Genomic DNA, 15,261 nt, shown 5'->3' with positions numbered 1-15,261 from the left:
ATTTTATCCTTTAATTGCTTTAATTTTCTCTGTTAATGCAGGAATAATCTGGAAAGCATCTCCTACTACTCCATAATCAGCAGACTTGAAGAAAGGAGCTTCAGGATCGCTATTGATTACTACGATTGTTTTTGAAGAGTTTACTCCAGCTAAGTGCTGAATGGCTCCTGAAATTCCTATTGCAATATACAGATTAGGTGCGATTGCTTTACCTGTTTGTCCAACGTGTTCTGTGTGAGGTCTCCATCCGATATCAGAAACCGGTTTAGAACATGCTGTAGCAGCTCCTAAAACATTGGCTAAATCTTCAACCATACCCCAGTTTTCAGGACCTTTCATCCCTCTACCTGCAGAAACAACTACTTCAGCTTCTTTAAGGTCTAATTTTCCTGAACTTTGCTCATGAGAAATTACTTTAGTATCCTCATTAGCTACTGATAAGTTTTTCACTTCTTCTGAACCAGATACTGCATTTTCTTTCACACCGAAAGCATTTTGAGAAACTGTAACAATTACTCCGTTTCCTTCAGCTTTTGCATGCATAAATCCTTTTCCTGAGAAAGCTCTTCTCTTTACCTGGAATGGAGAAAGGCTTTCAGGAGCTTCTAATGCATTAGTAATTAAAGAATAATTCTTCATTACTGCTAACATTGGTGCTATTGAAGAAGCATCTGTAGTGTGAGGAAAAACGATAATATTTCCGTCAACTACTTCACTTACAGCCTGTGCAAATGCTTTTGCTGAGAAATTTTTAAGACCCTCGTCTTTAATATTGATAACATTTGATGCTCCATATTTGTATAATAAATCTGAAGAATCAGTGGGGTTTACAGAGATCGCTGTAACGGTATCTCCTGCTTTATCTGCAATAGCTTTAGCATAAGAAACTGCTTCAAAAGCTGCTTTTTTGTAAACTCCGTTTATATTTTCTGCGTATACGAATACTGCCATTTTTTTAAATTTAAAAATTAAAAGATTGAAAAATTTAAAGATTAGATCACTTTAGCTTCTTCGTGAAGTAATCTTACCAATTCGTCCAGATTGTCAGGAGAAACCATTTTCACAGCAGCTCTTGGTGGAACACTGTCATAAGACACTCCCTGAACTTTAACTTCTGAAGAAGTAGGCTCTACTACCTGTAAAGGTTTTGTTCTTGCAGACATAATTCCTCTCATGTTTGGAATGATAAGGTCTTTTTCATCTACTAATCCTTTCTGACCTGCGATAATTGCCGGTAATTTAACCGAAATAGTTTCTTTTCCACCTTCGATTTCTCTTACAGCAGTAGCTTCGCTTCCGTTTACATCTAATCCTACAGATGCATTTACGAAAGGCTGATTTAATAACTGAGCTACCATTCCTGGTACAGATCCACCATTATAATCGATAGATTCTTTACCACAAAGGATCAAATCGTATCCTCCACTTTGAGCTACAGCAGCAATTTCTTTTGCTGTAGAATAGCTGTCTTTTGGATCAAGATTTACTCTTACTGCATCGTTAGCACCAATTGCTAATGCTTTTCTGATTACAGGTTCTGTAGCAGCATCTCCTACGTTGATTACTGTTACTGTTGCTCCCTGAGATTCCTGAAGTTTAACCGCTTTTGTCAACGCAAATTCATCTAGCGGATTGATTACCCACTGAATTCCGTTTTTGTCGAAAGCAGATTTATCTGCTGTAAAGTTAATTTTGGAAGTAGTATCCGGAACACTACTAATACAAACTAATATTTTCATGTGTACTATTTTATTTTTTTCTCTTTCAGGCATAAAATCATGACACTTTATGCAGAGATTTTGTTTGAATTAATTTTTGCTAATATAAATAAAAAATATATTATGCATGCATAATACTTATTAAATTATTATTCAATACATTAGATGTACTTATTTACCTGGCTGTGTTGCTCTAAACTCTATTTTACTGGGCAAAACCCTAGGATTCATCTTTAAAATATCCAATATCAGATTCCCCATATCTTCGGGCTGAATCTTCCAACTATCTTTTTCTGAGGGTATATTTCCATTAAAATAAGTAGCTACCGAACCTGGCATAATTACCGTAGATTTGATATTATATTTTCTCAAATCAATCATAGCTGCCTGCGTAAAACCTACGACTCCGAATTTTGAAGCATTATATCCTGTTCCATTTTCGAAGAAATTAGCTCCTGCCAGACTTGAAATGGTAATATAATATCCTTCTGTCTTTTTAAGCTCTTCAACGGAAGCTTTTAAGGTATAAAAAACACCGGTAAGATTGGTTTCAATCATATCATTCCATTCTTCTGCAGACAATTCATCTACAGGTTTAAATATGCCTAATCCAGCATTTGCTATCACATAATCCAGTCTTCCAAATTTTTCGATAGTATATTTTACAGCTTCGGCTTCGCTTTCAAGGTTTCTCACATCAGAAACAATCCCCAAGACATTAGGTGAATATTGCTTAAGGTCCTGTTCAGCTTTCATGACATCCTCTCTTTTTCTTCCTGAAAATGCTACTGAAATCCCGTTTTCAAGCAAAATTTTAGCAATTCCCAAACCTATTCCTTTGGTTCCTCCTGTTATATATGCTGTTTTATGTTTTAACATCCTGTCTAAAATTTATTTCTCTAAAATAACAAAAACGCTCCAATTGGAGCGTTTTACTGATACTAAGATTTATCAGGTCTTATTTTTTAACAAATTTTTCAGTAAAGTTTCTGCCTTCTGTTTCTACATTAAGCAAATACATTCCAGGAAGTAAATTTCTGATATCAATTTTATCATTCATTATATTGACATTGATTTGTTTTCCAAAACCGCTTAAAATCACAACATTTTTTATTTTGTTTGGAGATAGAATCGTAATAAAATCTGATGATGGATTAGGATAAATACTTATTTTTTGTTGTACGGGAGCTGTATCTGATGATTCATTGTTAATTTTAATATTATCAATATAGGCATATTCTCCAAAATTATCATGAACAAAACGCAGTTGATCAATATTTGAAGAATTGGCACGAGCCCCTTTATAAATCAAAATATTATCCAGATAGTACTTGATCTCTGTAGCTGATCCTACTGCTTTAAATCTTTTCCATGATGCTATTGGCCAAACCCCGGCTGTATCCAGTAAATCTGTTGTACCGGAAGATGGATTGGTTACATCTGAAATTTTAATAGCTCCTGAATTAGTAAATTGAGCTCTTACCACAGTCTTATTTTCCTTACTATTTACTGCCTGAAATTCATAATTTGAGGTATAACGGAAACGTAAATAAATATCAAACGAAACTGTAAAATTATCAGACATTAGTGGCGATGGCAGATTATAAAAGGCTCCCATTACAGCTTCTCCTTGCTGGCAATAAAAATTATTTTTTTTAAGCTTTAAAGAATTGGTTCCGACGGATGCTTTTTCCGCATTAACCGTCTGTTCTTCCGCGCCGTTGGGGGTAACCCATCCTTTTTGTCCGTTTATATTTCCTGCTGTATATCCTTCAGAAGCTTCAAAGGAAATTGTTTGTTGAGAGAATGCTGTTCCAGAAGAAAGCATAAGCAATCCAATTAATATTTTTTTCATAACCTTATATGTTTTTCACAATATTAAATGAATTAAAAACAATTTAAAAACAAAAACGACAAATTATAATGAAAATGGCAAAAACCCGTATTTTCTGACTTTTGTTATTAAAAAAAATAAAACAAAAATTAAAATAGAATAATATTTTAAATCCTTTTCTTATCAGAAAACCTCTCACCACCTTACTTTTACCTCATAATTTTAACCATTAGAGAACTTCTCCGACCAGAAAAACTTATTTATGATTTTGGCAACACCTAAATCTATTCCTTTGGACCTTCTTTATTATATATGTCTGGCCTATTATTAAAATTTATTGTTTCAAATAACAAAAACGCTCCAAATGGAGCGTTTTACTGATATTAAGATGTATCAGGTCTTATTTTTTGATGAATTTCTCGGTAGTTTTACCTTCTTTTGTTTCGATGTTGATGATATAGCCTCCTGTATTCAGATTTCTTACATCAATTCTGTTTCCGTCAAGGGTAGCATCCATTTTTTCTTCCGTTCATATCAAAAATCTCAACAGCCTTAATTTTTTCTGTGGAATTTACATTTAAATAATCAGTTGTTGGATTAGGAGAAATTGTTGTTTTTTTAACGTTGCTGAATATTTCTTGCGTTCCTAATGTTGCATTTTGACCTTCAATACTAAATGCAAGACCATCAAATGCAGGCTCATCTGTAAGGAATGATATACTTGTCCAAGTTGTAGCCCCTGCACCAAAGGCATCCAACGGATCTATAAGTTTTGCAGGATTACCGTTGATTTGCCCTGAAAACCAATTAAATCCACCTGCTCCATAAGCAGTCAGATTTGTTTTGGCAGCAAACACTAACCAATAAGTCGTATTAGCAGATAAAATAACAGGAGTACTTAATGCAGCTGCTACGTCAATTTCAAAAGTATATCCGGTTAAACCTTTTATTAAAGAATATCCAGCAGCTCCTTTAGCCACATTTATAGCAGCAATTGGAGTTCCTGCACCATTAGGGACCCCTGCAGGAGATCCAGCAGCATCTGCATAAATATAGAGCATTGCTCCTGTGGCCACTAAAGTTTCTAAAGTTTCCTCATTTTGAAAACCTAATATCTTTATTTTTGTAATCTTGTTTTGACTCGTAAGCTTAAAGTCATCCGCAGATGCAACAAAGTTTCCATTTGATAAAGCATTAGCAACAATTCCATTTTGGCTTGTAACTGTTTGATTAAAAATTGTTGTTTGAGCATTTAAAGAGGTTAGCCCTAAAAATGCACTCAATAGTAGAATTCTTCTCATGATAAATTATTTTTCTTAAAAGTACTAAATATCATTAGAAACCAACAATTAATTAATAAAAAAAACAATAAACAAACAAATAGTTAATAATTTTCCGATAAAAATAATACAATAATTAACACTTTAAATTATTCAATTTTAACTAAAAACAAAAAAAACATTATACAAATGACATTTGTAATTATAAATTATATCATTTTTATAAATTTTATTTTTTTACTATAAATATCTCAATACATACCATAAAAACACATAAAATCAATAATTTAATTTGAAAACCACCCTGCTACCCTAACAAAAAAACGTCCCAATGAGGACGTTTTACCAACTTAAGTTTGATTGAGAGTTATTTTTTAATGAATTTCTCGGTAAAGTTTCTTGCTTCTGTCTCTATATTTAGCCAATAAACTCCAGGGGATAAGTTTCTCACATCTACTTTTTCTCCGTCTAATTTTATGTTTATTTTTTTTCCCATAAGGTCATACACTTCAACATGCTGGATCTGGTTAGAAGTATTTATTTTTAGAAAATCTGCTACCGGATTAGGATACAGCGTTAATGTTTTATGTTTTAAATTTGTTTCTTTAGCAGACAAGATCAATTCATCATTAATCTTAATATTATCAAAGTAAGCTATTCCTACACCATTATTATGAACAAATCTCAATTGGTCCATAGTAAGAGAAGCAATGGCAGAATCAGTATAAATTAAAGCATCATTAAGATAATATCTCATATCTATCGCTGTACCTACCACCTTGAATCTATACCACACATTTGGAGACCATGCTCCTTGTGTGGAAACCATGTTTTGGATATTTGATTCTTTATGTAAGATATTTATTATCCCCGTTTTATCAAAATCTACCCTTAATATGGTATTTTCATTGATATTATCCACCCCCTGAAATCCAAACACGGATCCGTTAAGCTGTGACATATTAATATCAAATGAAACAGAAAAATGAGTACAGGCAAGCGGAGCCGTCAGATTGTAAAAGCCGCCAATAATAGGCTCTGATTGAACTCCATACAGAGATTCCCTGACAATTTTCAGAGCATTGCTTCCCTCTGTAGCAGCATCAGTACTGATCGTCTGATGGATAACATTCTCAGGATTACCTCCTGTGGGAGTACTGATCCACGCGCCTTGTCCGTGAATATTTCCGGTTATAAACCCTTCATTGTCTTCAAAAGACATACCCTGCTGGGCAAAGCAAAGCATTGCTAATAAAAAGCAAGCGATTGAGTAGATTTTTTTCATTAGTTTTCAAGTTTGTAATAAAAATATAAACTTTCCTTGAATGGTGAAATAACAATCTACAAATAAAAACTAAATCATTAATTATCAATTTATTTAACTTACAATAGGCTGTATTTTATTATTATTCTAATTAAATTAAAAAATAACTATTTTTCATAAAAATCTTATTTACAACGAATTATAATACATCTTCACTAACAGCTTAAAAGATATAAGGCACTTCTAAGAAGCGCCTTATCCTAATAGTATATGGTGTAATACTTATTTTGAATAATTTTCAAAAAATAATGGAATACTTTCAATTCCTTTATAGAAATTAAATAATCCGTAGTGCTCGTTTGGAGAGTGAATTGCATCAGAATCCAATCCGAAGCCCATCAATACTGATTTAGCTCCTAAAACTTTCTCAAACATAGACGTAATTGGAATACTTCCCCCGCTTCTGTACGGCAATACTTCTTTACCAAATGCTGTTTCCATCGCTTTTTTAGCAGCTAAGAATTCTTTGGTATCGCTTTGTAATACGTAAGGCATTCCTCCGTGGTGAGGGGTTACTTTCACTTTTACAGTATCCGGTGCAATTTTTTCGAAATACTTCGTGAATTTTTCTATAATTTCTTCAGGAGTCTGATAAGGAACCAAACGCATTGAAATTTTAGCAAAAGCTTTGGAAGGAATTACTGTTTTAGCTCCTTCTCCTGTATATCCACCCCAAATACCATTACAGTCTAAAGTAGGACGAATAGAAGCTCTTTCCAGGGTTGTATATCCTTTTTCTCCTTCAATATTGCTCAATCCGATTGACTTTTTGAATTCTTCAGGATTATCCTTCAGTTTATTCATTTCTGTTCTGTCTGCATCAGATACGATCTCAACATTATCGTAGAACCCATCAATAGTGATATGTCCATCTTCATCAATAAGGTTAGCAATCATTCTTGACAATACGTGGATTGGGTTTGGTACCGCTCCTCCGTAAAGCCCTGAGTGAAGATCTCTGTTTGGCCCCTCCACTTCTACTTCTACATAGCTTAATCCTCTTAAACCTGTTGTTACAGTCGGTTGTTCATTACTATAGATGTGTGTATCTGAAATTAAAATACAATCGCAAGATAGTTTTTCTTTGTTTTCATTCACAAAGTCTCCTAAGCTTACGGATCCTACTTCCTCTTCTCCTTCCAGGATAAATTTAACGTTACAAGGAAGTGTATTGGTTCTCATCATTGCTTCAAACGCTTTCAGGTGCATGAAGAACTGTCCTTTGTCGTCTGCGGATCCTCTTGCAAAGATGGCTCCTTCCGGATGAAGCTCAGTTTTCTCAATATAAGGCTCGAAAGGCGGCTTTCTCCATAATTCCAATGGATCTGCCGGCTGTACGTCATAGTGACCATAAACTAATACCGTTGGTAGGTTTGTATCAATGATTTTTTCTCCGAAAACAATAGGGTACCCCTTAGTCTGGCAAATTTCAACATGATCAGCTCCTGCATTCTTAAGGTGTTCTGCACATACATCTGCACACTTCAATACATCATCTTTATACGCCGGATCTGCAGAAATAGAAGGGATTCTCAATAACTCAAATAATTCATCCACGAAACGCTGTTTGTTTTCGTTGATGTAATTTAATGTCTCTTGCATTGTAAAATTTTATTTTGTTAAAATTAAAAAAAATGCACCGCTGGGCCAAGTAAAAACACAGGATTTTCTAAAGAAAAAGATTATTTCCTGACGATTGTTCCATCAGTCATTTTTAAAATAAAAAATGCCCTGTTTTGTACAGAGCATTTTTATATTGTATACTAATTAATTAGTGTCCAGCTTTTGGAGCCTCTTCTTTTGTTTCAGCAGGCTTTGCAGCAGCAGTACTATCTGTTTTAGGAGCTACAGCTTCTGGTTTAGCAGCTTCTTCCTTGTGTTCAGCAGCACCGTGTGCAGCATGAGCTTCTCCACCCTGAGGATCGTCAGAATATCTTTCTACTCCTTCTTCAAGTTTTAAAACAGCTTTACTTCCACCTTGAGGAACTTTTTTACAGCTTACAGCTACTGTTGCAATCGCTAAACATATAACTAATTTTTTCATATGTAAAATTTATTTTTTAAAATATCATATGGAATCGCACTTCTTTACTGTATTCAGATTAGCTAAACAGCGAACGATTTCCTGCTCAAATTTTTGATTGCCCAAAATTAAGAAATCCTGTTTCTTTTGGCAACATTTTTATACTGATTTTAAAATAATTTTCCCTTTTTTGGACTGTGTAAAAATAAGGTAATCATTTCCACCATCTTTTAATCCATATTTCTTCTTGATTTCTTCGGGTTTTAAAGGATAGTTTTTTGAAATAATATTGAACTGCTCTTTCTTTTTAATCTTTTTAGAATCAACAATTTCCATTTCAAAAATCCTTCCCGGAAAATCAATTATCTTTTCAGAAGATGTATACAAATGAGTATTAGGGTGTAATTTTTTAACTCCAAATTTTTCAGAAATTAAATTAAAAACGCCTGCCTTTAAAATCGTATTATTAGGAATACAAATGAATTTTTCAGGCTCGGAATACTCAGATTGAGCATTTTCTTCTTCTCCAAATGTGAAACTAAAGTCGGATTCTTCACTTTCAAGGTTCACACAATTGCAAATAATCTCTTTTTTATTTTCCCCGGATAAAAAGGCTACCACCTCTTTTACGTCATTTTTAAGAGCAATAATATCAAGTCTGAAAATATTCGGTAGAACTGAAATAAGATACTTCAGATCAATTAACGGGGAGAGTTTAATGACCACCTGATCTGATATTGACAATAATTTTTCCTGGATTTCAAGAATATTTGGGGAAAGATCTTCTAAAAGAAAGACTTTATTTTTATTCTGATCTCTTCGAGCCGGATCCAGATAAATGGTGTCAAAGCTTTCCTGATTTTCATTTAAAAAATCCTCTAATTTCTGATTGACAAACCTCGCTTTCTTCCCAAGTACATTCCAATTGTGTTCAACGATCTCTAAAAGCTCCGTATTTTGTTCTATTAAAGTAATATCATTAAAATTGTGAGATAAATAATAGGCATCAATTCCAAAACCACTGGTCAAGTCTATAAACTTTTTCCCTTTTAGAATTTCAGATTTATAAAGAGCGGTCTTTTCAGAGGACGACTGTTCCATATTAAGCTGCGGAGGGAAAATAATACCATCCTTCAACAGGAAAGGAAACTTTTTCTCTGCTACTTGTTTCCCTTTGATTTGCTGAACAATTTCCTGCATGGAAACCTCTGGAAAGGGAGATTTTTTTAATAATAATGGGTGCAGATCTGTTTTTAGATTTGCATTGATATAATTTTGAACTTCTTTATTTAATAGTTTAACCACAGATTTTTGCTAATTTATATTCATTTGGTTAAAATGCTTCGACTCCGCTCAGCATGACAATTCTAGTACTAACTGCTTTATTTAACGGTTAATTTGTAGCACTGTCATGCTGAGCGGAGCCGAAGCATCTCAGTTTATTTTAAGATATTCTATTCAAACATTTCTGCCCAACGAACTGCTTTTATTTCTTTTTCGTTATAAAGATCCGTGATGGACTTTTTAACGTCTAATTTGGGGTATAAATTAACTCCGATCAGCTTAATTTTTCCTTCTTCAATCCATTGCTGTTCTTCCACCGCATGATCGTAGATTTTTTTCTGAATAACGCCTTGCTTTAAAAGTTCAATATAACCACCTGCTTCTTCTATTTCAACAAATAATGCCCAAGATTTATCCGCAATCTGCTGCGTGATATCTTCTACATAATAGCTTCCATTAGCTGCATCCTCAAATACGTTAATGATACTTTCATAAGCTAATACAATCTGTTGTTTGAAAGAAATTTCTTCAGAGTTATCTGTACTTCTAGCTACAAGATAATTGTTGGTAAAAACAGCATCTGCCCCGCCAATCATTGCTGAAGCCAGTTCTAATGTAGAACGGATCAGGTTATTTTCGTTGTCAGAAACCGCTTTATTTCTAAAGGAAGTTTCTGCAAAGATGTAAGGAACTTCATCCAGGCCATACTCCTTAGAAAGCTGATTGAAAACCATCTTAAACGCTCTCAATTTTGCCATTTCAAAGAAGTAGTTCGCACCTACTGCAATTCTGAAGATTAATGTATTCAAAATTTCTGCTCCATATCCTTCTACTAGTTCCTTTGTTTTGGCTAAAGCAATTCCTAACTGCTGATAAATAGCTGCTCCGGCATTCTGATGCAGTGAAATATCAATACAGATACTTCTTTTGAATCCTTTTGCCAATAATTCTTTCGCCAATTGATCATCAATAACTGCTTCCTTTTCATTAAAAACATCAATCAAAGAAAAATATTGGTCTTCTTCCTGAGGGCTGATATGTCCTGCAAGGTCTTTATCATTAACAAAAACAGTCTTCTCTGTAAGATTTTCTACATTCTGATCGAGTAAAAATGCAAATACTTCATCTTCCAGACTTTCGTGATATCTGGCCACCAAATGGGTACTTTCTTCAACTCTTGGCAGGTTTACCAAAGGCTTTTTAACCTCTGTATAGAAAGGTCTTACTTCTATTCCTTCCAGGTTTTCCTTTTCCAGAATAGGATAAATATCTTCTGTTTTAAGTTGTTTTTTTACTAAATTTTCCCAATTTGGAAGTGTAGCTGTATTTGACATTAGTTTTGTTTAAATTGTGAATTGTCTATGGTGAGTTGTGCTTTACAAGCGAATAGTATCCATCAAACAAACCCAATCGACCATTCACTATTGACACTTTTACCATGTTCTTATTTCTTAGCGACTTTTGTACTGTCTACCACCAAAATGAAGATTTCTTCATTCGGTTTCTTCATAAAATAATTTTCTCGCGCGTATTTTTCTTTTTCCGACTTGTTATTCATCAGTTTTTTATAGAAAGCATCATTCTTTTCGTATTCTTTTTTGTAATACTCCAGCTGATCTTCATATTTATGAATCTCACCATTCAATTCATTAATTACGAGAAATGAGGTTTTGTCGAAGAAAATCATCCATACCAAAAACAGACAGATCGTAATGGTATACTTATTCAACACATATTTCTGGATAAGTTTGAATGTTTCAGATTTCGGCTGAATGTCTTTGATAAGGTTATTTTCTTCCATTTTTTTTAATGTTTTTTCAACGAGTTTTTAATAACAGTAGTTAAAAAATCAATGGCTACAGAATTCTGCTTCATATTCGGGATAATAAGATCGGCATCATTTTTAGATGGCTCAATGAATTCCTGGTGCATTGGTTTTAAAGTAGTCTGATAACGATGTAATACTTCGCTAAGATCTCTTCCTCTTTCCTGAGTGTCTCTCCTGATCCTCCTGATCAGCCTTTCATCAGAATCTGCGTGAACGAAAACCTTCAGGTCAAATTCTTTCAATAATTCTTTATTGGTAAGAACCAAAATTCCCTCTACTACCAATACATTCTTAGGTTCTACAGTTACGTGATCTCCTGTTCTGGAATGCGTCACAAAGCTATAAATCGGCTGTTCTATTGGCTCGTTATTCTTTAAAGCTTTTACGTGTTTTATCAATAGTTCAAAATCTATTGACTTCGGATGGTCATAATTTAAAGCCTCTCTTTCCGTCAATGTAAGACCTTGGTTGTCGTGATAATAATTATCCTGAGAGAGGATATTCATTCCTTCGATATCAAGCTGCTGAAGTATCTTATCAACAACTGTAGTTTTGCCAGATCCTGTTCCACCGGCAATTCCTATTACAAGCATTGTTTTTTGTTTCTTTATAGTTGGTACAAATATACTATTTTAGATAAAATGTGGCAATGCAGAGAGCGAAATTGAGTAATTCGGAAATTCTTATATCCTGAAGTTAAAGTAATTAGTCTCAAAAATAGTTGAGATACTAAAAATTGGTTGATTTGGTGAGAAAAAACTGCTTTTGTCTTTAAAAACTACTGTCTTTTTTTAACGCTAGGAATACGCAAAGGGTCTATAATATGATATGGATATTTTTTGTTCGCAAGGGCATTTCATTCAGCAATAGGCTCAATAAAGGATCTTGGCTGAGTGTTAACGCCTCTGCGAACGGAATTCTTCATTCTTTTGATTAAAAACCTTGCGGACGCTGCGTTAAAATAATTTACAGGAACAATAAAACCGGGGGGCAGATTTAGAATATTTAAATAAAGAGATTCCTCCTTCATCGGAATGACAACACTTATCGTTAAAGGTTCATGAAAGGTTTCATAAAAAAACCGGCCTTGTATTGGCCGGTTTTTATTTTATACGATTTCACTTGTTAATTCACGTGAAAGTAATTTTTCGTGCATAGGCTTCAAAATATCCAATGAGCCTGTTTTTACGGTACATTTGCCTTTATAGTGGACAAGTATCGTACATTGCTCTGCCTGTTCTAATGTATGTTTGCATATTTCTATCAGACTGTCAATAACATAATCGAAAGTATGAACATCATCATTATGCAACACTAATTTGTAGACTTCATCTGTATCATCCAGTACCAGAACCTCTTCTTCATACTGCCGTTTCGGATCTTCATAGTCTTTTATTGTATTATAAAAACTCATTATCAGCTGTTTTAAACTTCACCAATTTTTTCTGCTAAACTATCAATGGCATTGGGTTCCTGATATACCAACTCAACAAGCTCTACACTCTTATTGTTCATTTTCAAAATCTTGAAATGATAATCATCCAGATCAAATTCCTGGTTTTCTTCAGGAATTTCTTCCAGCTCATAAAGAATAAACCCAGCCAGCGAGTTGTATTCGCTTTCTTCTGAAAGAGGTAACTTCTTAGGTAAAAATTCATTGATCTCATCCAAAGGTTGAGTCGCCTGCACCCAATAGGTATTATCCGCTATTTTATCAACAATTTTTTCTTCATCATCTTCTTCATCCTGAATTTCTCCTACAAGCTCTTCAAGGATATCTTCCAAAGTAATAATCCCTTCAGTTCCTCCAAATTCGTCAATAACAATAGCGATATGCTGCTTTTTCAATTGGAAGGTTTTCAATAAGTCTGAAACTTTCTTACTTTCCACCACAAAAAATGCATCACGCATTAAGTCTTTAAGATCTTCATGATCCAGGTCTCCTTTTCTTTTAACAAATTCTCTTATAATTTCTTTGGTGTAGAAAATTCCAATCACATTGTCAATAGAATCAATATATACAGGAATACGGGAATACCCGCTATCCATAATCTTATTAATAATATCATTCACATCTTCTTCAAAGTCGATGGAAGTAATATTCTGTCTTGGAACCATGATCTGTTTCGCAGAGTGATCTGTAAAATCAAATGCATTTTTAATGATCTCATAGTTCTCTTCTTCAATCTCCCCACTGTCTGCACTTTGTTTTACCAAAAGCTGAAGCTCTTCTGTAGAGTGAATTTCCTGCTCAGAAGCCGGATGAATTTTTACCAATCTTAGGAATCCATTGGACATGGAGTTCATTAACCAGATAAATGGTTTAAATATCGTATAAAAGACTCTCAGCGGAACAGCTGTAGCCATTGTTGTAGATTCTGATTTTCTGATCGCTATTGATTTAGGGATAAGCTCTCCAAATACAATGTGCATAATGGTGATCAAGACAAAACTGGTTACCACCGAAACGGTAGTAATCGTCGTTTGGGTTAAATTAACATTTAAAGAGTGAAAAATATTTTCAACGATATGGTGTAAGGCACTCTCTCCTACCCAACCTAAGGCAAGGGATGCTAATGTAATTCCTAATTGTGTAGCGGAAAGATATTCATCAAGGTGTTTGATGATATGTTCTGCCTGCTTAGCCATAGAGTCACCTTCTGCGGCTTTTAACTGAATTTGAGAGTAACGAACTTTAACAATTGAAAATTCTGCGGCTACGAAGAAGCCATTTAGTAAAACAAGAAATAAGGCCAGCAAAAGCCTGACTATGTCCGAGTCCATTTAGAAGTTGTATAAATTTTATTAGGTACAAAGATATGCAAAATAAAAATAACCTGAATCTTGGATAGATTATTTCAATAGAGGAATTTTTAAGAAAAAAAACAGCTTCATAAAACCTATCTATTTTGAAATAAAAAAAATAATCGGATACTTAGATTGTTTTTACAGAATAAGATGATTTTTGAGAGCTTAATAAGTGTTTTTAACCTTTATAAACGAAAAAAGCACCGATGAGATCGATGCTTTTAGTTGTATGTTAAAATAATTCTTTATGAATTTTTTAAAGCTTCTGCTCCGGAAACAATTTCCAAGATTTCGTTGGTAATTGCAGCCTGTCTTGCTTTGTTGTAGAAAATTTTAAGATCATTTCTCAAAGCTTCTGCGTTATCTGTAGCTTTGTGCATTGCAGTCATTCTTGCTCCGTGCTCAGAGGCTACTGAATCTAAGATTGCTTTGAAAACCTGAGTTTTAATAGACTTAGGAATCAAGTTATCTAAGATCTCTGCTCTGTTTGGTTCGAAGATATAATCTGTTTCAACCTGTGGCTCTGTAGTTTCAGGCATTGAGATTGGAAGAAGTTGTTCTGTAGTTACTTCCTGAGTAGCAGCATTAACGAATTTGTTATAAATAACATAAACTTCGTCAAATTTACCTTCTTTGAAGCTTGTCATTACCCCTTCAGTGATATGAGCAACTGCATCAAAATTCAGGTTATCATACACAGAACTTCCATTAGCATATACTGAACGATTTCTTCTTACTGCATCATATACTTTTTTACCTACAGGAAGAACTTCAATCTCATACTGAGAGTTATTCTGGAACTGAAGGTTAAGCTCTTTTACAATCGAAGAGTTAAAAGCTCCTGCAAGACCTCTGTTTGAAGTAACAGCGATGAAAAGTATTCTTTTAACCTCTCTTTTCTGAGCATATACAGAAACCTGGTCAGGATCAGAGCTAGAATTTACATTCTGGATAAGTTCCTGTAATTTTTCAGAATAAGGTCTTAACATTACGATTGCGTCTTGTGCTTTTTTAAGTTTCGCTGCGGAAACCATCTTCATAGCACGTGTAATCTGCATCGTAGATGAAATTGACGTAATTCTGCCTCGTATTTCTTTTAAGTTTGCCATTAATTTGGGTTCAAAGTTTAAGGTCTAAAGTTTAAGGCTTAAAACTTACATTT

Annotated in this window: 14 protein-coding genes and 1 pseudogene; all 15 read right to left on the bottom strand. The window is 34.0% G+C overall.

All coding sequences use genetic code 11. The features are described 5' to 3' along the window. Positions 1-3: 3 nt before the first annotated feature. Entirely contained in the window at positions 4-951 is a 948-nt protein-coding gene (locus H5J24_RS08795) for an electron transfer flavoprotein subunit alpha/FixB family protein (RefSeq protein WP_068943499.1), read from the bottom strand. A 41-nt stretch (positions 952-992) separates the two neighbouring features. After that, positions 993-1,739: an electron transfer flavoprotein subunit beta/FixA family protein gene (locus H5J24_RS08790; protein WP_068943500.1), complete on the bottom strand. Its 747-nt coding sequence runs from the start codon at positions 1,737-1,739 to the stop codon at positions 993-995. 150 nt (positions 1,740-1,889) lie between these two features. Beyond that, positions 1,890-2,597 carry an SDR family oxidoreductase gene (locus H5J24_RS08785; protein WP_068943501.1) on the bottom strand — a complete coding sequence of 236 codons (708 nt, stop codon included), beginning with the start codon at positions 2,595-2,597 and terminating at the stop codon, positions 1,890-1,892. 79 nt (positions 2,598-2,676) lie between these two features. Beyond that, complete coding sequence (locus H5J24_RS08780) at positions 2,677-3,573, bottom strand: T9SS type A sorting domain-containing protein (protein WP_068943502.1); 897 nt, start codon at positions 3,571-3,573, stop codon at positions 2,677-2,679. 379 nt (positions 3,574-3,952) lie between these two features. Beyond that, a pseudogene (locus tag H5J24_RS08770) lies at positions 3,953-4,613 on the bottom strand (T9SS type A sorting domain-containing protein). A 586-nt stretch (positions 4,614-5,199) separates the two neighbouring features. Continuing rightward, a complete protein-coding gene (locus tag H5J24_RS08765) occupies positions 5,200-6,117 on the bottom strand; it encodes a T9SS type A sorting domain-containing protein (RefSeq protein ID WP_068943504.1) in 918 nt (305 codons plus the stop codon). 261 nt (positions 6,118-6,378) lie between these two features. Then, positions 6,379-7,758 carry a dipeptidase gene (locus H5J24_RS08760; RefSeq protein ID WP_068943505.1) on the bottom strand — a complete coding sequence of 460 codons (1,380 nt, stop codon included), beginning with the start codon at positions 7,756-7,758 and terminating at the stop codon, positions 6,379-6,381. A gap of 169 nt (positions 7,759-7,927) precedes the next feature. Beyond that, positions 7,928-8,200: a hypothetical protein gene (locus tag H5J24_RS08755; RefSeq protein WP_068943506.1), complete on the bottom strand. Its 273-nt coding sequence runs from the start codon at positions 8,198-8,200 to the stop codon at positions 7,928-7,930. Between the two features lie 138 nt (positions 8,201-8,338). Then, on the bottom strand, positions 8,339-9,484 hold the full coding sequence (locus H5J24_RS08750) for a class I SAM-dependent methyltransferase (RefSeq protein WP_068943507.1): 1,146 nt from the start codon (positions 9,482-9,484) through the stop codon (positions 8,339-8,341). Positions 9,485-9,633: 149 nt separating this feature from the next. Continuing rightward, positions 9,634-10,797: a methylmalonyl-CoA mutase family protein gene (locus H5J24_RS08745; RefSeq protein WP_068943508.1), complete on the bottom strand. Its 1,164-nt coding sequence runs from the start codon at positions 10,795-10,797 to the stop codon at positions 9,634-9,636. Between the two features lie 110 nt (positions 10,798-10,907). Then, a complete protein-coding gene (locus tag H5J24_RS08740; protein ID WP_068943509.1) occupies positions 10,908-11,264 on the bottom strand; it encodes an FtsB family cell division protein in 357 nt (118 codons plus the stop codon). Between the two features lie 5 nt (positions 11,265-11,269). Beyond that, on the bottom strand, positions 11,270-11,884 hold the full coding sequence (gene udk / locus H5J24_RS08735; protein ID WP_045497309.1) for a uridine kinase: 615 nt from the start codon (positions 11,882-11,884) through the stop codon (positions 11,270-11,272). Between the two features lie 515 nt (positions 11,885-12,399). Further along, a complete protein-coding gene (locus H5J24_RS08730; protein ID WP_068943510.1) occupies positions 12,400-12,705 on the bottom strand; it encodes an ATP-dependent Clp protease adaptor ClpS in 306 nt (101 codons plus the stop codon). Positions 12,706-12,716: 11 nt separating this feature from the next. Next, on the bottom strand, positions 12,717-14,075 hold the full coding sequence (locus H5J24_RS08725) for a hemolysin family protein (RefSeq protein ID WP_068943511.1): 1,359 nt from the start codon (positions 14,073-14,075) through the stop codon (positions 12,717-12,719). 269 nt (positions 14,076-14,344) lie between these two features. Further along, a complete protein-coding gene (gene atpG, locus H5J24_RS08720; RefSeq protein ID WP_068943512.1) occupies positions 14,345-15,208 on the bottom strand; it encodes an ATP synthase F1 subunit gamma in 864 nt (287 codons plus the stop codon). Positions 15,209-15,261 lie beyond the last annotated feature (53 nt).

Origin of the sequence: Chryseobacterium capnotolerans, from assembly GCF_021278965.1 — a bacterium.
In the GTDB taxonomy this organism is placed as follows: domain Bacteria; phylum Bacteroidota; class Bacteroidia; order Flavobacteriales; family Weeksellaceae; genus Chryseobacterium; species Chryseobacterium capnotolerans.
Note: the sequence above shows the minus strand (reverse complement) of the source record. Positions and strands in the feature narration are given on the sequence as shown.